The following is a 21,650-nucleotide window of genomic DNA, read 5'->3' on the forward strand; positions in this document are numbered from 1 at the left end:
CCCCCATGTGCGCCGAGACCCCCGACTATAAAGCCACGTTGAACCTGCCCAAAACCGATTTCCCCATGCGCGCCGGATTGCCCAAGCGCGAGCCCGGCTGGTTGGAGCGGTGGGAAAAGATCGGCGTCTATGACCGCCTGCGCGAGAAAGAGGGCCGCACGCCCTTCACCCTGCACGATGGTCCGCCCTATGCCAACGGGCATCTGCACATCGGTCACGCGCTGAACAAGACGATCAAGGACATGATCGTGCGCTCCCATCAGATGATGGGCTATGACGCGCGCTATATCCCCGGCTGGGATTGCCACGGCTTGCCGATCGAATGGAAGATCGAAGAGCAGTACCGCAAGAAGGGCCGCGATAAGGATCAGGTGCCGATCAACGAATTCCGCGCTGAGTGCCGGGATTTTGCGGCCAAATGGGTCGACGTGCAGCGTGAAGAGTTCAAGCGTCTGGGCATCACGGGCAATTGGGAAAACCCCTATCTGACGATGGATTTCCACGCCGAGCGGGTGATCGCCGAGGAATTCATGAAGTTCCTGATGAACGGCACGCTCTACCAAGGATCCAAGCCCGTGATGTGGTCGCCGGTCGAGAAAACCGCGCTGGCCGAGGCCGAGGTCGAGTATCACGACAAGGAAAGCCACACCGTTTGGGTGAAGTTTAAGGTCGCAGATGTCAAAAAACAGGATCGGTTTTCCGAAGTGCCTGGCTACGACCCTGGGGATATGAAATATGAAATGGCTATTCAGATGGAGTATTCTGATAGCCAGCGGGCGAAGGATCTGATTGGCGCACACGTCGTCATTTGGACCACAACGCCTTGGACAATGCCGTCGAACAAAGCAGTGGTTTACGGCGAGGATATCTCTTACGGCCTGTACGAAGTCACCGCGACGCCTGAGGAGTGCTGGGCCAAAGTAGGCGAGCGGTTCCTGCTAGCCGACGATTTGGCGGCAGATGTCTTTGCTCGCGCACGGCTTGAGGATGGCATGTGGCAGCGTGTGCGCGGTGTCGAGAATGACGAACTGGCCAAGATCTCCCTCCAGCACCCGCTGGCCGGGGCCGAAGGCGCAAACGGCGAATGGGACGATCTCCGTGATTTCCGCGCCGCCGACTTCGTGACCTCGGACGAGGGCACCGGCTTCGTGCACTGCGCGCCTTCTCACGGTCTGGAGGAATACGAGCTTTACCGCGATCTCGGTATGTTGCCGCAGGTCATCACCTACAACGTCATGGAAGACGGCCGTTTCCGCGACGATCTGCCGTTCTTCGGCGGCAAGGCCATCCTCAAGCCGAACGGCAAGGAGGGCAACGCCAACAGCGCGATCATCGACAAACTGGTTGAGGTTGGCGGGCTGCTGGCGCGCGGCAAGATCAAGCACAGCTACCCGCACAGCTGGCGCTCCAAAGCGCCGGTGATCTACCGCAACACGCCGCAGTGGTTTGCCGCCATCGACAAGGAGGTCGGCGACGGGCTCGACCAGAACGGTAAGACGATCCGCGAACGCGCGCTTACTTGTATCGACAAGGTCAACTGGGTTCCGAAGTCCGGCCGCAACCGCCTGCATTCGATGATGGAGGCGCGGCCCGATTGGGTGCTGAGCCGCCAGCGTGCCTGGGGCGTGCCGCTGACCTGCTTCGTGCGCAAGGGCGTCGCGCCCACGGACGAGAACTTCCTGTTGCGCAACGAAGAGGTGAACCAGCGCATTGTGGAGGCTTTCGAGGCCGAGGGTGCCGATGCGTGGTATGCGGAAGGGGCCAAGGAGCGGTTCCTCAAAGGTATCGTCGACCCGGCGGAGTTCGATCAGGTAACCGACATCCTCGACGTCTGGTTCGACAGCGGCTCCACCCATGCCTTCACCCTGCGCGACCGTGAGGACGGGACCGAGGACGGCATCGCGGATGTCTACATGGAAGGCACCGACCAGCACCGTGGTTGGTTCCACTCTTCGCTACTGCAATCGGTCGGCACCACCGGCCGCGCGCCGTATCGCAACGTGGTGACCCATGGCTTCACGCTGGACGCCAAGGGCATGAAAATGTCCAAGTCCATCGGCAACACCATCGTGCCCGAGAAGATCGTGCAGCAATACGGCGCGGATATCCTGCGGCTCTGGGTGGCGCAGACCGATTACACCGCCGACCAGCGCATCGGGGATGAGATCCTCAAAGGCGTGGCCGACAGCTATCGCCGCCTGCGCAACACCATGCGCTATATGCTGGGTGCGCTGAGCGATTTCACCGAAGCGGATCGCGTCGATCCTGCCGATATGCCTGAGTTGGAGCGTTGGGTGCTGCACCGGGTGGCGGAGCTCGACAAGGTCGTGCGCGACGGTTTTGCGCGTTTTGACTTCCAAGGCGTGTTCCAGGCGGTGTTCACCTTTGCCACCGTCGATCTCTCGGCCTTCTATTTCGATATCCGCAAGGACGCGCTCTATTGCGATGGCGACACCCTGCGCCGCCGTGCTGCACGCACGGTGCTGGATATCCTGTTCCACCGTCTGACCACATGGCTCGCGCCGGTGCTGGTCTTCACGATGGAAGAAGTCTGGCTGGAGCGGTTCCCGGGCGATGAGTCTTCGGTGCATCTGGTGGACATGCCGGAAACGCCAGAGGCTTGGCTGAACCCGGAACTGGCGGCGAAATGGGCCAAGGTCCGCGCGGCGCGGCGTGTGGTAACAGCGGCGCTCGAAGTGCAACGGACGGAGAAGGTCATCGGGGCGTCGCTTGAGGCGGCACCGGTGGTGCATGTCGATGACGCAGCACAGCGCGCCGCTTTGGAAAGCGTGTCTTTCGAGGACGTCAGCATCACCTCTGACATCACCGTGACCCGCGATGCGGCTCCGGCAGAGGCCTTCCGGATGCCAGAGACACAAGGCGTGGCTGTGGTGTTTGAAAAGGCCGAAGGCGCCAAATGCGAACGCTGCTGGAAGGTGCTGCCCGATGTCGGGACGCATGAGTATCCCGGTGTCTGTGGTCGCTGTGACGAGGCGGTGCGTGAGGCTTTGGCGGAAGCCTGAGACGTTTCAGGAGAATGACAAAACGGGCGTCGGGATAACCGGCGCCCGTTTTTCTTTGACCGATCGCAAATGCCCCGCCCGCGGAAACCACGTGCATCGCCCTCCCTCCCCCCGGAGGGCGATTTTGCGGCGTTTCCACAGATCGCGCCTTTAGCGTCTCTTGCAAGTCCATGCCTGCGGGAAAAGTAGGAACGCCCACCAGGGAGGGCGATGCCCTCAGTGCCCTTTCGCGGGCGTGATTTCTGGCGCAGAGTGGGGCAATGAAACAAGCCTCCCTTTCTACGCCCTTCGGCGATCTGATCGTCACTGAGGAAGACGGCGCGATCACGGCGCTCGGTTGGGGGCAGGCGGCGGGGCAAGACCGCTCGCAGCTGCTCGACACCGCTTTGCAGCAAATTAATGACTACGCGGCAGGCCAGCGCCAGCGATTCGACCTGCCACTGCGTGTCACCGGCAGCGAGTTCCAACGCGCGGTCTGCGCTGCCATCGCGGCCATTCCCTTCGGCCACACCCGCACCTATGGCGAGATTGCCCGCGACCTCGGCGTGCCAGCGCAAGCTGTGGGCGGAGCCTGTGGCGGCAATCCGATCCCGATCATCATCCCCTGTCACCGGGTGATGGGGGCCAAGGGGCTGACCGGCTTTAGCGGGGCGGGCGGGGTAGAGACCAAGGTGGCTCTGCTCCGACACGAAGGCGCGGGTGGGCTGCTGATTTAGTCCAAAGTTTCGTCATAGGGGTGCCGCCGCACCAGCCCCAACATGGCAAGCAGCCCGGCCAAGGCCAGTGGAACGCAAGACAGGAAAAGCCAACGCCCAACGTCCTGCGCCTCTGCCGTGCTGTCCATGGACAGAAAGCCCGAGGCATTGGCGACGATCCCTAAATATGCCGCGCCGAGCGCATAGCCCAAACGCTGTATCGTCGGCATCGCGGCTGAAACACGCTGCTCTTCGGACTTGGGCACGAGGGCCGTAACCCGGCGCAGAATAAAGGTCCAAGCCAGCCCAAAACCGCCGCCCTCAAGCAAGGCGAAAACCGCGATCAGCCACAACGGCCCTTGCGGCACCGCATAGGCAAACCCGGCAACGGCGAGGGTCGTCATCGCCATTCCTGCCACGATCCACATCCGATCCTGTCGCTCTGGCGCGCCGCTGACGATCACTGCGGTTAAAGTCCAACCGACGGAGGACGCCGCGACGATATAGCCTGCGATCAGCGCCGATGTACCATGCACCGCGACCATCAGCAGCGGGCCATAAGCGAGGATTGCCACCGTCGCCATCGACAGCAAGAGCAACATCAACAAGGTCGCGCCTGCTGCGTGACGCGGATCCACAGAGGCTGCGGGCAGCAGACGGTCGCTCCCGGCGGCATTGTCACGCCAAAAGAACCAGCTAAGACAGAGAAGCCCGGCCGCGACATAGAGTGTGGTGCTCACCGGTTCGACCCGCACACCGCCGAGCGAGATCAGCACAACTGCAAGACACAGAAGCGCCAGACGGGCGATTGGGAAACGGTCCATTTCAGTCGCCGCTGTGGGCCGCGCGATCCCGCCGCGCAGGGCGATCCACAGCGCGAGGCCAAAGGCTTGGGCCGCGAAGAACCAGAACCCCAAGCGCCATGTTGCATATTCCACGAAAAAGCCGCCAATCAGCGGGCCGAGAAAGGCTGATATGCTCCAGAAGGTCGAGACAACCGCCAAAGCGCGGGCGGCGTAGCGGCGTGGAAACAGGACGCCAAGTGCGACAAAGCTCATCGCGACCAAACCGCCGCCGCCCAACCCCTGAAGCCCGCGCCCGACCAAAAGCACCATCATCGACGGGCTGACCGCGCTAAGGGCGCATCCGGCACCGAAAAGCACCGCTGAGAGGCTCATCGGCCCGCGCAATCCGTAGCGCATCGTCAACAATGCGGTGGCCGCACCGGCGACGATTGAGCCAATCTCGTAGATGGAAACGCTCCAACTAACGAGGGCCGCGCCGCCGATTTCAGCGACGATAGAGGGGAGCATCGTGGCCACGATTAAGCTGTCTGCAGCGTGGAGCCAAACGGCCAAGCATACCAAAGCCAGCGAGGCCGTATAGCCGCTGCCCAGAAACTCACCCCAAGACACATAGGCGTTTGACGTATCTATAGAATCAGGGGCGGTCTGCGGCATCTTGGTCTCCTTTGTTGAGACCTGTCTGATGCTTCAACCTAGGTTGAGGTCAAGGGCTTATACGCCTTAGGCGTCCTTTGCCGGGATCAATTGCTGTGCGGCACCGGCGCTAACCAAATAAAGCGAAGTCACGACCAAACCCCAATGCGCCCAGCTTTCGGGATGGAAATTCACCCAAGCGGACCAGCCGGCAAAGAAGGTCCATGCCAGCGCCATGGGCAGGGTCACCGCGCGCCAGCGCTCTGTCCGGACAGGGTGCACGAATTTGATCGGAGCGAACATCGCCGCAGAAAGGATGGTCACGATGATCAGGCTGACCCACCATTCGGGCGCGAGGGCAAAGAGCACCAGCACCAGCATGTTCCAGCAGCCGGGGAAGCCTTTGAAAGAATTGTCCTTTGTCTTCATGCGCGTGTCTGAGAAGTACATGACGCTGGTAAAGGTGATGATGATAATCATCGCCCAACCGCTCCAACCATCCATCAGACCGGACGTAAAAAGCGCAAAGGCCGGGATAAAGACATAGGTTAGATAGTCGATGATGAGGTCCATCAAGACGCCGTCAAACTCAGGCGCGTTGGTCTTCACATCATATTTCCGCGCCAGCGGCCCGTCGATCCCGTCCACGAAAAAGGCAATCACCAGCCAGAGGAACATAAGGTCCCACTTTTCTTCAACAGCGGCGAGCATCGCCAGCATGGCGAGAACGGCACCGGTGGCGGTGAAAAGGTGAACGAGGAGCGCGCGCATCTGTAAAGTCATGGTTGTGCATCGCAAATCCGCCGGGCGGATGCAAAGGAAACTCTGTATCCTATGGCAAAAAGCGGCCCATTGATGCAAAACGCCTATCGCCGGTGGATAGACTTTGGCCAAAACGCAGGGGAAAAGCATCCATCGACCGCGCTTCGGGTTGACGCCTCTCGCGATTCCCACTAAAGCCAGCGGACCAATTCAGGGTCGGCTCTGCGCGGCCCCTATCGTATGTGTTTCCCCGGATCGCTGGGAGGGCACAACAGCAAAAGGATGAACCCATGTCGCGCCGTTGCGAATTGACCGGAAAAGGCCCGATGACGGGCAACAATGTAAGCCACGCCAACAACCGCACCCGTCGCCGGTTCTTGCCGAACCTCAACGACGTGTCGTTGCAGTCCGAGGCACTGGGCCGCGCGTTCAAGCTACGCATCTCTGCAGCAGCTCTGCGCAGCGTTGACCACCGCGGTGGTCTGGACAAGTTTCTGGCGAAAGCCAAGGACGTTGAACTGTCCGACAACGCGCTGAAGATCAAGAAAGCGATCGCCAAGTCCAGCGCCACGGCTGATGTGCTGAGCTAAGGCTTGATGCTTTGAAGATTGGGGCCTCGATCCGAAAGGATCGGGGCCTTTTCGTTTCGGGGTTGAGACGGGGTGCTGATCGCGCGACGTTACGCGCGCAAGATCTCTGCCACCCATTCCGGTACGGTTTGGCTGGCGGGGCCGATGCGGTGTTCGGCAAACTGATTGCCCACAGCAGACTGCTCCAGATTGAACTCCACCGTATGCGCCCCGGCGCGGCGGGCTTCGGCAACGAAACCGGCGGCGGGGTAGACATTGCCCGAGGTGCCAATGGCCGCAAAGATGTCGGCTTGGGCCAGATGATCAAACAGCGCGTCCATGTCATAGGGCATTTCACCGAACCAAACGATGTCAGGCCGCGCGGCTGGGGCGTTACAAGCGGGGCAGGGGTCACCCGGCGCCATGACCATTGGTGCAGGCCAGCGGTGGTCACAGGCGGCGCAGAGCGCACCTTTGAGGCTGCCATGCATGTGCATCACCTTTTGCGAGCCGCCCTGTTCGTGCAGATCATCGACGTTTTGGGTGATGACCACCACCTCACCGTCTAACTCAGCCTCCAGCCGTGCCAGCGCACGATGCGCGGCATTGGGTGCGACCTCTGCCGCTTGTGCGCGGCGCGCGTTATAAAAATCGACCACCAGCTTCGGGTTGCGGGCAAAGGCTTCGGGCGTGGCCACGTCTTCGACCCGGTGCTGCGCCCAGAGCCCATCGGAAGCGCGGAAGGTCTCAAGCCCGCTTTCAGCAGAAATGCCTGCGCCGGTGAGGATAACGATCTTGGTCATGGCTCAACCTTCCCTGATTTGCGCAACGCTTTCAAGCTGACGCCCAACATATCGCCCTTGAAGCCCCCGTTAAAGCCTCGCAAACTGCCGCGAAACAGAACGGAGCCTGACATGAAAATCGCCACCGCTGCTTATCCACTCGACGTTCTAACGTCTTGGGCGCAATACGAGGATAAGCTGGCCCATTGGGTTGCTGAAGCGGCGGTTCAGGGGGCGGAGCTGCTGGTCTTTCCTGAATATGGCGCGATGGAGTTGGCCACGCTTGATGGGGCGGATGTGGCAGGGGATTTGGAGCGTTCGCTCTATGCTGTGTCCGACAAATTGGAAGAGGCGGACCGTCTGCACGCCAGACTGGCCGCCGAGCATAACGTGCATATCGTCGCAGCCTCTGGCCCTGCCGCGACCGAGGGCCGCCCGGTCAACCGCGCCCGGCTGATCACCCCTTCGGGCCAGATTGGCGTGCAGGACAAACAGATCATGACCCGTTTTGAACGCGAGGAATGGGGCGTGATCGGCGGCAACGCCTTGCAGGTCTTTGACACGACCTTGGGCAAGATCGGGATTCTAATCTGCTATGACAGTGAGTTTCCGCTGTTGGGCCGGGCTTTGGCCGACTGCGACGTGATCTGCGTGCCAAGTGTGACCGAAACGCTGGCGGGCTATTGGCGGGTGCGGATCGGCTCTATGGCCCGCGCTTTGGAGAATCAGTGCATCACGGCGATGTCGTCGGTCGTAGGCGCCGCAGATTGGTCGGAGGCTTTGGGGCAATCTTACGGCGGGGGGGGCATCTTCTGCCCGCCGGATCGGGGCTTTCCGCCCACTGGCGTGCTGGCTGTGCGCGAGGTCAACGCCCCCGGTTGGACCATCGCAGAGGCCGACTTGGCGCAGGTCGCAGAGGTGCGTGCGGATGGCATCGTGCTGAACCGGCGCGACTGGCAAGACCAGATCGGCCGAGATGGAAAAGCGATAAACGTCGCTTTGCGCTGAATCCCTCTTGAAAAACTGGCAAAATGCGCCCATTTAAGCCTGCGCCCTCAAATTGGAGGGTTTTGTGTTCAAGGAGAGACCATGGCCAAGGAAGATACGCTCGAATTTCCCGGTGTCGTGAAGGAACTCCTGCCTAACGCGACGTTTCGGGTCGAGCTGGAAAACGGCCATGAGATCATCGCGCATACGGCAGGCAAGATGCGGAAAAACCGCATCCGTGTTCTGGCTGGCGACAAGGTTCAGGTGGAAATGACACCCTATGATTTGACCAAGGGTCGGATCAACTATCGCTTCAAGTAAGCGGCACCGCGTTCGCGCGTTGCGCGGCGCAGGCGGGGCCGTGCGCGGCCCCGACCGGGCTGCCGGCCTCAGGCAAAGAGGCCCCTAAGATGCAATTCATTCTCGGATCAGGATCGCCGCGCCGGTTGGAGCTTTTGGCCCAAATCGGTGTGGTCCCCGATGCCATCCGTGCCCCCGACATTGACGAAACCCCCCACAAGGCCGAACTGCCGCGCCCCTATTGCGCCCGTATGGCACGCGAGAAAGTGGCAGCTGTGCCTGCGGACGCGGAAGACATCGTGCTTTGCGCTGATACCACCGTGGCGATCGGGCGGCGTATATTGGGCAAGCCTGAGGATGAGGCCGAGGCGGAAGCCTTTTTGCGGCTGATGTCGGGGCGGCGTCATAAGGTCATTACCGCCGTCGCCGTGAAGCGGGGCGAAAAGCTCTGGCAGCGCGATGTGCAGAGCACCGTAAAAATGAAATCCCTTTCCGAGCCGGAGATCCGCCGTTACCTCGCCACCGGCGATTGGCGCGGTAAAGCGGGCGGCTATGGTATCCAAGGCCCTGCCGGCGCGTTGATCCCATGGATCAGCGGCTCATTCACCGCAATCGTCGGCCTGCCTTTGGCCGAATCTGCGAACCTGCTGCAAGCGGCAGGCTACCCATTTGACGGAGGTGCCGCATGAAGGGCCGAACGATCATTCTTGACCATCTTGGCGATATTGAAGCCGCAGCTTTCATGGTGGACGGCAAGCTCGATGATTTTCTCGTGGATAGCGACGCGCCGCGCGTTGGCACCGTGTACCGCGCGATTGCGGATCGTCCGGTGAAGGGGCAGGGGGGGATGTTCCTTAAGACTCCCGACGGCGCAGCATTCCTGCGACAGATCAAAGGCCTGGCGCCCGGTCAGGCGATTCTCGTGCAGGTTTCGGGCCACGCCGAGCCGGGCAAGGCAATCCCCGTAACGAACAAACTGCTGTTCAAATCACGCTACGCCATCGTGACGCCCGATGCGCCGGGGCTGAACATCTCGCGCTCTATCAAGGACGAAGAAGAGCGCGACCGGCTGCTTGAAATCGCTCATGAAGCTGCGGGCGGGGCCGATCTGGGTCTTATCCTGCGGTCGTCCTGCACCGGTGCCGATGCAGACGATATTGCTGACGACATCGCAAATATGATGGCCTTGGCCGATACCGTGGCCAATGACGATGGGCAGGAGATGGAAGTGCTGAGCGAAGGCGATGGCCCGCACCTGCTCGCATGGCGTGACTGGACCGCGCCCGCCGAGGTGGTGACCGAGGCTGGGGGCTTCAGCGACCACGGCGTTTTGGAAGAGCTGGACCGCGTGGCCTCGCCGCAAGTGCCGCTTGGCAGCGGAGCGTCGATCTTTGTCGAGCCGACCCGCGCGCTTGTGGCCGTGGACGTGAACACCGGCAGCGATGCATCGCTCGCCGCTGGTGTGAAGGCCAATATGGCCTGCGCCCGCGCATTGCCCCGCGCCCTGCGCCTGCGCGGCCTTGGCGGGCAGATTACGCTCGATCTTGCCCCCATGCCCAAGAAAGACCGCCGCACCTTTGAAAGCGCCCTACGCGCCGCCTTCCGCGCCGATGACGTGGAGACCGCGCTGGTCGGTTGGACCCCGCTGGGGCATTTTGAACTCCAACGCAAACGCGCACGCCCGGTGCTGGCGGAGGTTTTGGCAGGAGGCCATCAATGAGCTGCCCGATCTGCAAAGCCCCAACTGTCAAAGCCCACCGCCCCTTCTGCTCGCGCCGCTGCGCTGACATCGATCTGGGCCGCTGGTTCAACGGCAGCTACGCAGTCCCCTCGCGCGACCCGGAAGATGTGGAAGCCGCGATCGAAGCTGCCGAAGCAGCCCAAGACCGCCCTGCAAAGCCTCATTAACAAAAGATAATTTGCCTTTTGGCAAAAGAAGTGAGTTTCAGGGCAAAATGGGGCTGGACACCCCGCGCCACAGGCCCTAGAACCCGCTCACCCGACCTCGAAAGAGGTGACCCGTGCCCGGGTAGCTCAGGGGTAGAGCAGTGGATTGAAAATCCTCGTGTCGGTGGTTCGATTCCGCCCCCGGGCACCATTTAAATACTCCATACTTTCAATGGTTTGCATGTGTTTTTGCATGAGCTTCCTCCTTCTTCTATTTGCTATCTTTTCGCTCAGTGGCACACTGGTGGCACAGAGCATCTTACATAGGCGGCGACTTCGGCGTTTCCGTGTGGTCCGAAGAACGCTGTTTCGTGTCTGAGTCTACAGGATCAAACTGTTTCGTCCACTCCGCCCGATCTCCCTCAACCATCGCGACATAGGCGTTCACCTCAGGCACGACAAACCGGGTGCTGCAATTTTCGTTGAACGGGTTGCCGAATTTGTGTTTGCGCGGAAAATCCGGGTTTTCCCTGTGCCAACGGTCAATCGTGGCGCGGGAGACTTCGAAAAGCCGCATGAGGTCCTTGATAGTGCAGTAGCGGCGGCCTGAAAGCCATTTCGGGAGTGAAGTGTTCGTATCTGACATTGTGTCTATCCTTGGTTGTTTAAGTTGATCGGCACCGACAAATGGAAGGGGTCGGCTCACTGATCTCAAAGATAATGAACACTCGTGGACGGATCACGGCAGGATCCCCAGCTTTTTACCGTGGCAATGTCGAATCCAGTGGATTGTGTGCGCAAATGAAAATGAATGACCGCCGTTTGGTGTGTGAAGCGGTTGGTCTGAAGGTGATGGACTGAATTTGATGCGTTACTCTTTATATGGCTGGGGGTGGACAATTGGGTGTTTGTTTATCTTTGAAGAGGCCGAAATACCGCGGCCTCTTGGGGCTGCAAAGCTGATGGTTTTGCAAGTGTGCGGCGCGAAAGCGCCTTAGTTGTTCGGTGGCTCAGGCCACCGCGTTTTCTCCAATAGTTTTTGTGTAGGTGGTGGTGAGGTGTAGTGTTCTTTTTGCCGGAGTAAGCGGCTGTGTGGCGAGAAGTGGTTTTTGTTAACTATAATAGCTACCTCTATGGCGGCGCATTTTCAGGTGTTGGGGCGGAAGTGTTTTCAGTAACGCGCTGAAGAAGCTGCGCAATTTCAGAACTGCGCATAGACCTCTTTTCGACAAGTTCGCTGGCGAGGGCATCCAAAACATGTTGATGCAGCCGCAGGATTTCTCCGGCGCGTTTTTCCGCCTTCATGATGCGTTGGCGAACGCGGTCACGGATCGCTGGAGTGGCAAGATGAAGCGCATCAGGGTTTGCGTGCCAGACCGGCCCCGCATGGCCGAGGCCATATGTCGCCTCGATGTCCACGGCATGGCGGGTCGCAAGCGCCAGATCGGATGTTGCAGGCCCGCCGGCGCCCGCTGATACTTCGCCGAGCATAAGACGTTCCGCCGCTCGCCCCCCCAAGGAGTAGACGATCTCATCTTCGATATCGCAGAGGCGGCTTTCGCTTGATTGCGCGCGGCGATAGATTTGGCCGCCGTCGCCGGTGATCAGAATGCGGTCGATGGGTCCCAAGTCCAGAGCTTTGCCGATGACAGCGTGCCCCGCTTCATGAACCGCAATTCGCCATGTGCGATTGTGGTTTTCATCGGCGCTGCCGATGTTCAATTGGTCTTCCAGCATCTCGACATTCAACAGCTTCCTTTCGTGTCGCGCGTTGGAGCGGGCAGCACGAATGGCAGCGTCAATATCCGCAGCACTGTGGCCCACTGCGCGATGGGCGAGCTTCCGAAGTTCGTGGTCGGCAATGTCTTTGCTTAAGTGATGGGAGAGGATCGCATGCAATGCTTCAGAATCCGGCAATGGAACTTCGATCTTGATATCCATGCGCCCTGAACGCAGCACGGCGGGATCCATTCGGTCGACATGGTTGCAGGTGCCGACAACGATAACGCCTTCTCGCTGCGCGATCTGATCCATCTCTGCGAGAAAAGCCGTGATCACTTGAATGCGGTAATGAGACGCATGACGGTCGTCATCTGTTCGCGACCCGACCGCGTCGATCTCGTCAATCACCAGAATGCAGGGGGCATTGCGGCGCGCTTTGGCGAAACTCGCGCGCATTTCGCGCAGCATATCCCCAAGATGGCCCGCTGCTTGCCATTCTCCGAAACTACCGGTCACTATGGAAATTCCCGCGCTGTTGCCCATCGCGCGGGCCAGCCATGTTTTGCCGGTGCCGGGCCCACCAAATAGCAACAGGGAGTGGCTCAGCTCATGCCAGGCGGTTTTCCCGGCACGCCAGTCCAACAGATCAGCAACGATACGCCGTGCTGCTGTCAATGCGGAGCTATCGCCCGTCATATCTTCAAGGCGGGGACCGTTCTCTTTGGCGTTACGATACGTCATCCTCCGCAAGCGTTCCACGGCTTGATGAAGAGCGGGGGCACGCGTGGCAGCGCAGATATCAACGGTGCCGAGAGCCTTCATAGCGCTTTCTGTCGGCAGGGCCGCACGGGTATTGCCAGCGTTGGCGAGCTGGTCAGAGAGATGTCCATAGGCCAGAAATTTCAGGAGCACATCATGCGTGACATTTGAGAAAGCAAGAGTGGTGGGGGCAATGGCTTTCAAATGAGCAGGCAATGTCATGCCGTCAGGCTGCAGTATGATAACCGGCTCGATCTTGTCGACGCTATCGACCAGAATACGATCGAAGCGCGACTGTGCATTCTTCGCAAGCGCGCCTTCGGCCACGTCCGGCTCAATGATAAGCCATCGTGTTGGGAAGGCACTTTTCAGTGTGTCTTTGATCAGCTGCAGGTCTTCGATAGCAATGTCACGGATGACGGTAATGGCACCGCATTGCGCACTTTCCTGCTCTTGATCTTGCGAGCCGAAGGTCGCTGCCAACCTGACGCCAGTCAACAGCTGTCGGGCAGGCAAATACCGCGATGGAAGATCCGTGCGTTCAGAGAATTGTTTCGCTGGAACAGGACCTTCGAGTTTCTGAAAAAGAATATCCAGCTCCGAGGGCTCGTCGTCTTCGTCGTCCAGAAAACGGGATGGGGCGAGGCCATGATGACGGCGCAAGCGTTCAATCAGAATGTCGGCGAATGCCGCCCAAGTCGGCGTGTTTTCGATGAGATGGGGCATGGGGAAGCCCTCCATATAATATATGCATAGGTGATCTCCGGTCGTTTGACCGGAGAAACGAAAAACAATTTCGGCACAGGGCTATGATGCGCGCACGCTCGTCGGCTCAGCGAGCGCATCAAGCTCTGCGAGGATCACAGGGGTCAGGGCAATGTCATAGATCTCAGATTTCACCTTGATCTGGTCTGCAAAAACCGAATGAGAGACAACGGCATCTGGATAAGTGTCGCGCAGCTTTTTGTGCAGACGCTGTTCCAGCTGGATAGCCTGCTGTCCTGTGTCCACCGGAACAGTTTTCAGGATTGTGCAGGGCATTTTTTTGTCCAGAACCAGTTGGTCGCGAAGGCGCCCGATCGGGTTGTTGGAGTAGCCCAATTTAATCAGTTCGCGGCTGTTCGGCAGAGTAAAGCTCATCGCATATAAATGGCTTGGAGCAGCGGTCCAGATTTTGCCACAGCCACCACAGGAAAAGCGGCCCGTCTGAAGGTTTGCCCGTGCAATCCGCTGCTCGTGCCCGCAGTCCGAATGACGGTAGAGCCTGTAGTTCGGATCGCTCTTTGGATCGGGCCCGAGAAGTTCCCAACCACGTTTCGCGGCTTCACGCATTTCAGAATCTTTATGGCAAACATTGCACCGGAGGTCGGTTTTACCTGCTGCCACACGTTCGACGAATTCGAATTGGCGGCGGATTTTATGACCACATTGCGCTTGATAGATAGCATAGTGGCGGTCATCTGGGCATCGGTAAAGGAAGGTCAGACCCGCAGCCTGTGCAGTCAAAATCCATTGTTTTTGCACGCAAGCAGAACACAGCGGTTGCGCGGACATCAGCGTGAAAAGCCTGACTTTGATCAGTTCGCCGCAATGCTGGCAGCGCAGCGCGAGATGAAAACGGTCAACGATGCGGGCGACAAGTTCGTAGCCTTTGTTTTGTGCCGCCTCAATCCAGTGAGGCATCAACTTGCCAGGATAGACAGGGACAGGAGAGCCGGAAATTGTGAGTGTATTGATGAAGTCGGTCATGAGGAATCCTCCGAGGAATCCGCCGCTGCAGCGCACGTCAAAAGGCGCGGCGCAGGCAGGCGGCCGTTTTATGAAAATATGATGAAGTGGGGTCCTTCCCGATGCGGGAAGGATTAGAATTTACCGGCTCGTTTTAGAAGGCCGCGCCCAAGTCGTTTTCCGGCGGTTCATCAATATGTGGGCCATCGACAGGTCCGCCATCAAACAATGGCAGACTGATCATCGCATCGATAAGATGGCGCCCATGAATCAGAAGCCCGTTGCGGTGCATTGCCGTCGACGAAATCCCGAAGGCCTGAAATTTGGTGAAGAACGCCACCTGCATTTGGAGGTGGAGCGCCCGGGCACCGCCAGGTTCTTCGTGCCCGATCATTGCGTCCGCAAGCAATGCCATGCGGCGCAATGGCTGGTCCTCACGGACCAAGGCAGGCAAGCTATGCACGTTGATCAAAGCCTCTGCGAGCTCTTCAAATGCCTTCTCAGTATCCTCGGCCCAGATCGCGTAAGCGGGGTCCCTGCTGTATGCGATGTCTTCGAGATCGCGTTCCGCAACGATGAACGCATGCATCGTTTTAAGAACGTTATGAAATGCCAGAGACATTGGGGTTTCGTTCGGGGGTTCATGCCCCTGTTCGGGCGTGATAGTAAATTGTTTAGTCATCAGAGTTCTCCTAGCGAATGACGATGATCAGGACCTTGGTAAGAGTGCCAGCTCTTGCCTTGGTCCGCCCAGTATGTAATGTTGTAATCAGATAGTCAAACAGTTTTGAGGATGATTCGACATGTCTGAGCAAAAAAAGACGATCGGCCGGCCGAAAACCGACACCAAACCAGTGATGATCCGGATGGAGCCTGAAATGATCGACGATATTGATGCGTATCGCCGGACCCTTGATGATATACCAACGCGACCGGAAGCCATGCGGCGTATTTTGGCGAGCTTTTTGGATAGCTGGAAAGAGGACGGGAGCTAAGATGGCATCTCCCCTCCGCTTTGTCAGATCTTGAAAAGCCCCGCGCTAATGCAAACCGCAACCGCATGTATTTTTGATTTTACACCCAAGCGAGCACAAGCACGCCGCGTGTAAAATGCGACCGTCGCTTCTGACAGATCTAGAAGTTGAGCGGTCTCCCAAGTGGTTTTGCCTTGGGCGGCCCATGTGAGCACGTCAAGCTCTCGTGGGGCGAGATAAAGCACGGCTTGCTCTGATGTATCACCTGTCTTGCGGGCCCGGCCGGTTTGCGGACGGGTTACTTTGCCATCCGTGGCTCCGGACATATGGTGAAGGATGAGTGTCGCTGCGCCAACTGACCGTGAACCGCTGATGGTCTGATCAAGCCGCATCTTCGTACTTTGATCGATGCCAATTGGCGCTATTTGGCGAGTAATTTTGAAATCGTAAAACATGTTCTGCCCCTCCGTGGATTTGAGAGGCAACCCGGCTCAGCAGCCGGGTGTTCGAAACTCTGCACGCGAGCACAGAGCGCTGCCACCTTTGGGCAGAGCCTTGGACATACGTGACAACCACCCGGCCAGATGTAATCCTGGCGGGCTCGCATGGTTTGGAGTTTCGACGCCCCGAAGCACGGATTTGGCCGTGCTCTGCTTACAGTTTCGCACGACCGCGATGCTGACGCAAACACGATACCTCTGTTTGGTGGTATTTTAATGTGTGTGAGGTGCTGAAATACTTAAATTATTCTGCTTGAGATAATTGGAGGGGCCGATATGAAATTCTATTCCGCATTTTTCTGTATGGTATCAGGGCTCGGTCTCGCCGCATCGGCTGCTCCCGCAGCGGCCACCCCCGCATCCTGCGTGCTCGAGGTTGAGGGCAAATCTTATATCGACGGTCAATGTTCTTTCGAGCTCCTATCCCGTGACGATGGCAGCTTTAAAATCATGGGCGCCGCCAGTGACTATTTCGCCTACGTGTATGTCGAAGGTGAAAATCGGGCCACCGCCCATTGGAACGAGATTGCGGGTGTGAACCGCGCCCACACGCCACTTGGTGCGTTGCAGCGTGATGGGGCCTGCTGGGTCAGCGATACCGCGCGTATTTGCGCGACGGCTGTCGTGCAAAAGACAGAGCACCCGCCGTTTGGCAAATGGGATTGCGAAGTCATGGGGTTCACTTTGGATGCTCAGACTTACAACGTCTCAGGTAAGGAATTTCCTGTCGTCCAGATCAATAAGCTTGGAGACGAAGGCTATTATGTGGTGCTGCCAGATAACTACGGCGTTGGCTTATTCGAAATCCAAGAAAATAGTCTGGTCTGGTATTCACAAGCCAGCGGCGACATATTTGATTGCCGTAGAGAATAAATGTCAATTGTTCTCATGAATTGATCGTTTCCGATCAGATTCCCGCAACAGTCTAAGCCAATTGCGCTTTTTTGCCGCCTGTGTCCGCATGCTTGTGCGGGTGGAAAAATTTTCACCAAAGGAGATCAGTATATGAAGAAAGCAACATTTACCCAAGGCTACGACCTTACCCCAGAAGGTGATCAGACACTCGTGAGCTTTCGGGGCGATGGTATTTCCTGGGGGGGCTATATCGTTTTTCCTTTGATTTTTTTAGGGCTATCCACACTTTTCGGCACCCCTTTCTGGCCCCTCCCGTTGGTGCTGATACTGGGGATGGGATACCTGATTTATCTGATGTTTCAGCGTCAGACTTTCACGTTGACGCCGGATGGGATCATCAAAAACGGTGCAGAATATGAGCGGGACAAGATTTCCGAAGTTCTGATCGACAACCCTATGGACAAAGAGGTTACTATTTCCGGTGGCCCTTCAATGATTATCGGCGGAACAGGTGCAGCCGGTGCTTCGATGGCGGTGATGGGTGCTATGGCGAATGCGACGACCTCGACCGCTCTGGGGGCGAATATGGCAATCGCAAGATCGTCTGCAAAACGCCGTTTTCGTGTGCGGATCCGTTACGGATCCAAGGTTGTGACCTTGGGCCGGAACCTGAAACGGGACCGCGCTATCGCGATTTTTGACCTGCTCACACAGGAATAACTTGCGGTTGTCGTAGGGCTCTACCGGAACGTTTCCGAAAATCCAAATGGCGTGGAAAGCAGTGCTTCCGCGTCCTTTTCCACCAATTTCAATTACCAAATAAGAGGAACAGACTATGAATAAGAATTTCGCATATGCATTGGGGTTTGGCCTCGCTATTGGTTCGCCAGCCATGTCGGAAACCTATCTGAACCCCGAGCAAGCCTGGTGGAACACGTTCTTTCAGGCTGTCGATGGCACGACGCCTGACTATGAAGCGATTGCCAGAAAAGACCCTACATACCTTTCAGCAGGTGAATTCGACCGCGCAACTGTGTTGCAGGAGGTCATCGCGCGCTTGCAGGCTGAACAGGCAAATATCGATGTTGAGGCAGCGGAGGTCACGATTTCGATCCGGGCGCAGTTGGGCGACTACAGCGTCGAACACAACGGATTCCCCGTGAGCCTTTTTTCGCAGAATTCGCACATGAAATATGGTTTCAACCAGCTGTTTTTCCGGAACTGGTCAGACTTCAATGTCTTTCCGGCAACCATCGACGAGGGCAAGGCGCTGCGCGAGCGCATTGGCAAACAAGCCCTGACCGCCGAGGTCACCATGACGAACTTCCAGAAATCGACGACCCGCCCCAACGCATATGACGGTTTCGTATCGCGGGTTGCTTATTTTGCTCGGGACGGGCTTCCCATCGCCGAATACAGTGCAACTGAAGAAGCACCACTCGCCGACGACGTTCAGGCCGAGATGGTAAATGACGCACGGTCCGCACTTCTTGAAGCGTCAGGCATTCCCGCATTGGGAACCCCCTGGGTGGAGGCGAAGGAAATGTTGATCGAAGCCTATCCGTATGTCGCCAGTGACGATTTCGCATATACGGATAGCGGTAAGATGATCGCCTATCGCTATGATGCCGGACAGCTTGTCACCGATGAGGATCATATTTCTGATCGGCCGTTTCGGGTGTTCTTACAGCAAGTCGATGGTCCGTGGCGAACAACGGCCGGTTTCAGCGGCAGCAGTATCATGGCGGGTATGAACAGCGCCTATTCTGTCGACATCAAAGGAACTGGGCCGGGGCTTGCGTGCTATACGCCCGAGATCAACGACCGTTGTGCCGTGCTCGAGTTCTCCCCTGCGGATGGCGGACATGTTCTGACCCGCGCACACGGCGTGATCGAAATGGAGCGCGCGGACACACCGCAAATGGCGATCGCGGCTCTGATTGGGGCTGATACAGCCGCAGCTTTCGAGGGCTTCACCACCAAGCTCGGATATGATCCGGAAGAGGTTAAGCAGGGTGTTTCTGTGAAGTATGGCGGAAATGGCGGTGTGGAAGCTTATGCGGCTGGCGCGGGAGAAACGAAAGACGAAACCCCGTTCTACGATCCTCTGGAGAATACCCGCGGGATGAATGCCATCAACCGTGAAATCGCGATCTTCGCAGTGGATGGTGCAGCAACGCGGATGCCGGTGATTTTCGTTCTTCAATAAGTGCGCATCGCCCTACGAAATCGAGGCAGGTTGGACGTAAAGTTGACCTGCCGGTGAGCCGCATGCACTATAGCTGTCCCAGCCTCTGATCGTCATGAACGGCCCTTTCCAGCCGTTCGTTTGGCATCGCGCCGCTGCAGTGCAGCGTCCAAGAAGCGGACATCCAAAAACATGCCGATATAAGACTGACTGAAAATAACTCTTTGCGGCCAGGCTTTGCTCGTCATCGTTATGCATACTGAAAGCACGTGGGAATAACTCAGCCTTCGCTAATGGTCGCCAACCAATCCAGAAAAACACCCAACCTTCGCAACCCCGAGACGCGGGTAAGGTAGAGGGCTGAGATATCCAACGGGGCGGCGTCAAGCTGGCCCGGAAACAGCTCAACCAATCGGCCCGCATCGATGTCATTTGCGATCATGAAATCGGAAAAACGCGCGATGCCCAGACCGCCTAATACCATCTGGCGCACGGCCTCTCCATTGCCTGCGGTCACCGCGGGTGGCACCGTCACGGGGGTGGGCAGACCAGTAAAGCGCAGCGTGTTGATGTGATCTGGTGCCGCGAAGCGCACTTGCTCCAGCTTTGCGATGTCGGTTGGTATTTTTGGCCAGCCTTTGCGATCAAGATATTCCGGCGCAGCCACCAATTTCCAAGCCGTGCGCCCCAGGGGGCGGTGCAGCATGTCGCTATCAGGTAGCTGCCCCAATCGAATGGCAACATCCGCGTGACTGCCGATCAGGTCCACCAGCGCATCAGTCATGTCGATCGAAAGCTGGATGCCGGGGTATTCCGCACGAAACTCGGCCAGCCGCGGGGCGAGGACATGCAGGACGTAAGGCACAGGCGCATTCACACGCAGTGGTCCGGCGGGGGCCTGTCCACTTGTTGCGATCTCTTGCAGGGCTTCGCTGCGATCCAAAATCTCGCGCGCCTCGGCCAGAACGGCAGCGCCTTCGGGGGTGATCTCGATGGACCGCGTAGTCCGGCGCAGGAGTGTGACTTTCAACTGCTCTTCCAGCCGCGTCACTGACCGGCTGAGTGTTGAGGCAGACACCCCTCTGCGCCGCGCGGATTCAGCAAAGCCCCCATCATCGACGATCCCGACAAAAGCAGCCAAGTCCCCCATGCGCAGCAATTCGTGCAGTTTCTGCAATGATCTATTCCAAACTTGTCTGTTATCGCAACAGATAGCGACTGGCATATGTGGCGTCGACATCAAATTTATTGGAGAAAAGCGATGCCCCTTGCCCTTTGGGCGCTGACCATCAGCGCTTTCGCCGTCGGAACGACCGAGTTCGTTATCGTTGGCTTGCTTCCCACCATCGCCGCCGATCTTGGCGTTTCGATTCCTTCTGCTGGCCTGTTGGTTAGCCTCTATGCGCTTGGCGTGACCATCGGCGCGCCAGTGCTGACCGCCATGGCAGACCGAGTGCCGCGCAAGACGTTGTTGCTGCTCTTGCTGGCGTTGTTCACGCTCGGCAATGCTTATGCCGCCTTTGCGCCGGATTACGGCAGCCTCGTCGCTGCGCGCTTTATCACCGGTCTTGCCCACGGTGTTTTCTTTGCCATCGCCTCGACGATCGCCACCGATCTGGTGGAGCCTGAAAAGGAAAGCTCGGCCATCGCACTGGTGTTCCTTGGTTTGACGGTCGCACTGGTGACGGGTGTGCCCTTGGGGACCTTCATCGGCCAGAACTTCGGCTGGCAGTCGACCTTCCTTGGCGTTGTCGCGCTTGGCGTGATTGGGTTCATCGCTTCTGCCATCTTGGTGCCCGCCAATCTGACCAAAGCTGCCTCGGCAGGAATCAAGGCGCAATTGCAGGTGCTGACTTCGCCGCGCCTTCTGCTGGTCTATCTGATCACGGCTGTGGGGTATGGCGGCAACTTCATCGCCTTTACCTTCCTCGCGCCGATGCTGAACGAAGTCACGGGTCTGTCTGCCGGCGCGGTTAGCCTTGTGCTGCTGCTCTATGGTGCATCTGTCGCCGTAGGGAACATCGCCGGCGGTAAACTGGCTGACCGTATTGGTGCAGTGCCGTCCCTGACGGTGATCTTTGCTGGCCTTGCGATATCACTGATCGCACTTGGTGCCTTCCTTACACACCCAATTGCAGCCATCGCGGTTGCGGCCTTCTGGGGCGGCTTTGCCTTCGCCAACGTGCCGCCTCTGCAATCCTATGTCGTGCAAATTGCGCGCGAAGTATCCCCCGGTGGGGTGGATGTGGCGTCCGGTTTGAACATCGGTGCGTTCAACCTTGGTATCGCAGGCGGCGCATGGGCTGGTGGACTTGTGGTGGAAGGCGTCGGCCTTGCCGCTGCGCCTTACATCGCCGCTGGTGTGGTGGTGGTCGGGATCGTTTTGGTGCGCCTGTCCGGCCGCCTAAACACAACAATATCCCAAGCAGTTGCTGCTGAATAACCTCACTTGCCCTGCCGTATCTTTATGGCGGCGGGGC

Annotated in this window: 22 protein-coding genes and 1 tRNA gene; 14 read left to right on the forward strand and 9 right to left on the reverse strand. The window is 58.2% G+C overall.

The annotated features are described in order from the left end of the window. Positions 1-5 precede the first annotated feature (5 nt). Together ileS and HTT03_RS18270 are read left to right on the forward strand one after the other, a co-directional pair. Positions 6-3,023 (forward strand): isoleucine--tRNA ligase, encoded by a 3,018-nt coding sequence (gene ileS, locus HTT03_RS18265; protein ID WP_174861201.1) that lies wholly within the window; start codon positions 6-8, stop codon positions 3,021-3,023. Positions 3,024-3,283: 260 nt separating this feature from the next. Beyond that, on the forward strand, positions 3,284-3,739 hold the full coding sequence (locus HTT03_RS18270; RefSeq protein ID WP_174861202.1) for a methylated-DNA--[protein]-cysteine S-methyltransferase: 456 nt from the start codon (positions 3,284-3,286) through the stop codon (positions 3,737-3,739). On the opposite strand, the gene HTT03_RS18275 is transcribed toward HTT03_RS18270, so the two are convergent. Continuing rightward, positions 3,736-5,178 (reverse strand): MFS transporter, encoded by a 1,443-nt coding sequence (locus HTT03_RS18275; RefSeq protein WP_174861203.1) that lies wholly within the window; start codon positions 5,176-5,178, stop codon positions 3,736-3,738. The genes HTT03_RS18270 and HTT03_RS18275 overlap by 4 nt on opposite strands. A gap of 66 nt (positions 5,179-5,244) precedes the next feature. Further along, positions 5,245-5,940 (reverse strand): CDP-alcohol phosphatidyltransferase family protein, encoded by a 696-nt coding sequence (locus HTT03_RS18280; RefSeq protein WP_174861204.1) that lies wholly within the window; start codon positions 5,938-5,940, stop codon positions 5,245-5,247. Positions 5,941-6,209: 269 nt separating this feature from the next. On the opposite strand from HTT03_RS18280, the gene rpmB reads away from it, so the two are divergent. After that, entirely contained in the window at positions 6,210-6,509 is a 300-nt protein-coding gene (gene rpmB / locus HTT03_RS18285) for a 50S ribosomal protein L28 (protein WP_067268014.1), read from the forward strand. Between the two features lie 89 nt (positions 6,510-6,598). On the opposite strand, the gene HTT03_RS18290 is transcribed toward rpmB, so the two are convergent. Continuing rightward, entirely contained in the window at positions 6,599-7,291 is a 693-nt protein-coding gene (locus HTT03_RS18290; RefSeq protein ID WP_174861205.1) for an NAD-dependent deacylase, read from the reverse strand. 111 nt (positions 7,292-7,402) lie between these two features. On the opposite strand from HTT03_RS18290, the gene HTT03_RS18295 reads away from it, so the two are divergent. The 6 genes from HTT03_RS18295 (at position 7,403) to HTT03_RS18320 (ending at position 10,655) form a co-directional block, all read left to right on the forward strand. Next, positions 7,403-8,278: a carbon-nitrogen hydrolase family protein gene (locus tag HTT03_RS18295; protein WP_174861206.1), complete on the forward strand. Its 876-nt coding sequence runs from the start codon at positions 7,403-7,405 to the stop codon at positions 8,276-8,278. A gap of 81 nt (positions 8,279-8,359) precedes the next feature. Further along, positions 8,360-8,578: a translation initiation factor IF-1 gene (infA, locus tag HTT03_RS18300; RefSeq protein WP_005978431.1), complete on the forward strand. Its 219-nt coding sequence runs from the start codon at positions 8,360-8,362 to the stop codon at positions 8,576-8,578. Between the two features lie 89 nt (positions 8,579-8,667). Beyond that, positions 8,668-9,246, forward strand: a complete 579-nt coding sequence (locus HTT03_RS18305) for a Maf family protein (RefSeq protein ID WP_174861207.1) — start codon at positions 8,668-8,670, stop codon at positions 9,244-9,246. Next, a complete protein-coding gene (locus HTT03_RS18310; RefSeq protein WP_174861208.1) occupies positions 9,243-10,277 on the forward strand; it encodes a ribonuclease E/G in 1,035 nt (344 codons plus the stop codon). Before HTT03_RS18305 ends, HTT03_RS18310 begins: the two co-directional genes overlap by 4 nt. After that, positions 10,274-10,465: a DNA gyrase inhibitor YacG gene (locus HTT03_RS18315; RefSeq protein ID WP_174861209.1), complete on the forward strand. Its 192-nt coding sequence runs from the start codon at positions 10,274-10,276 to the stop codon at positions 10,463-10,465. Before HTT03_RS18310 ends, HTT03_RS18315 begins: the two co-directional genes overlap by 4 nt. A gap of 115 nt (positions 10,466-10,580) precedes the next feature. Further along, positions 10,581-10,655 (forward strand) — tRNA-Phe (locus HTT03_RS18320). 108 nt (positions 10,656-10,763) lie between these two features. Here the strand turns inward: HTT03_RS18320 and HTT03_RS18325 are convergent. The 4 genes from HTT03_RS18325 to HTT03_RS18340 form a co-directional block, all read right to left on the reverse strand. After that, a complete protein-coding gene (locus HTT03_RS18325) occupies positions 10,764-11,090 on the reverse strand; it encodes a helix-turn-helix transcriptional regulator (protein ID WP_174861210.1) in 327 nt (108 codons plus the stop codon). 485 nt (positions 11,091-11,575) lie between these two features. Then, positions 11,576-13,651 (reverse strand): AAA family ATPase, encoded by a 2,076-nt coding sequence (locus HTT03_RS18330; RefSeq protein ID WP_174861211.1) that lies wholly within the window; start codon positions 13,649-13,651, stop codon positions 11,576-11,578. Between the two features lie 81 nt (positions 13,652-13,732). Next, a complete protein-coding gene (locus HTT03_RS18335) occupies positions 13,733-14,674 on the reverse strand; it encodes a GIY-YIG nuclease family protein (protein WP_246253603.1) in 942 nt (313 codons plus the stop codon). Positions 14,675-14,807: 133 nt separating this feature from the next. After that, complete coding sequence (locus HTT03_RS18340) at positions 14,808-15,335, reverse strand: hypothetical protein (protein WP_174861212.1); 528 nt, start codon at positions 15,333-15,335, stop codon at positions 14,808-14,810. 121 nt (positions 15,336-15,456) lie between these two features. Between HTT03_RS18340 and HTT03_RS18345 the strand changes: the two genes are divergently transcribed. Then, positions 15,457-15,648, forward strand: coding sequence for a hypothetical protein (locus HTT03_RS18345; RefSeq protein WP_174860546.1), 192 nt, complete (start codon positions 15,457-15,459; stop codon positions 15,646-15,648). A gap of 23 nt (positions 15,649-15,671) precedes the next feature. Here the strand turns inward: HTT03_RS18345 and HTT03_RS18350 are convergent, their stop codons facing one another. Continuing rightward, positions 15,672-16,082, reverse strand: a complete 411-nt coding sequence (locus tag HTT03_RS18350) for a response regulator transcription factor (protein ID WP_217482856.1) — start codon at positions 16,080-16,082, stop codon at positions 15,672-15,674. Between the two features lie 321 nt (positions 16,083-16,403). Here HTT03_RS18350 and HTT03_RS18355 point away from each other — a divergent pair, with 321 nt between their 5' ends. The 3 genes from HTT03_RS18355 to HTT03_RS18365 all read left to right on the forward strand — a co-directional run bounded on the left by HTT03_RS18355 (position 16,404) and on the right by HTT03_RS18365 (position 19,191). Then, on the forward strand, positions 16,404-17,000 hold the full coding sequence (locus HTT03_RS18355) for a hypothetical protein (RefSeq protein ID WP_174861213.1): 597 nt from the start codon (positions 16,404-16,406) through the stop codon (positions 16,998-17,000). Between the two features lie 132 nt (positions 17,001-17,132). Continuing rightward, positions 17,133-17,702, forward strand: a complete 570-nt coding sequence (locus tag HTT03_RS18360; RefSeq protein ID WP_174861214.1) for a hypothetical protein — start codon at positions 17,133-17,135, stop codon at positions 17,700-17,702. Between the two features lie 115 nt (positions 17,703-17,817). Next, the gene (locus tag HTT03_RS18365) at positions 17,818-19,191 is read left to right on the forward strand and encodes a hypothetical protein (RefSeq protein ID WP_174861215.1); all 1,374 of its coding nucleotides are present in this window, start codon (positions 17,818-17,820) and stop codon (positions 19,189-19,191) included. Positions 19,192-19,450: 259 nt separating this feature from the next. On the opposite strand, the gene HTT03_RS18370 is transcribed toward HTT03_RS18365, so the two are convergent. Further along, a complete protein-coding gene (locus HTT03_RS18370) occupies positions 19,451-20,347 on the reverse strand; it encodes a LysR family transcriptional regulator (protein ID WP_174861216.1) in 897 nt (298 codons plus the stop codon). An 84-nt stretch (positions 20,348-20,431) separates the two neighbouring features. Between HTT03_RS18370 and HTT03_RS18375 the strand changes: the two genes are divergently transcribed. Continuing rightward, positions 20,432-21,613: an MFS transporter gene (locus HTT03_RS18375; protein ID WP_174861217.1), complete on the forward strand. Its 1,182-nt coding sequence runs from the start codon at positions 20,432-20,434 to the stop codon at positions 21,611-21,613. The last annotated feature ends 37 nt before the right edge of the window (positions 21,614-21,650 follow it).

This window comes from Sulfitobacter maritimus (genome assembly GCF_013346665.1).
GTDB lineage: Bacteria > Pseudomonadota > Alphaproteobacteria > Rhodobacterales > Rhodobacteraceae > Sulfitobacter > Sulfitobacter maritimus.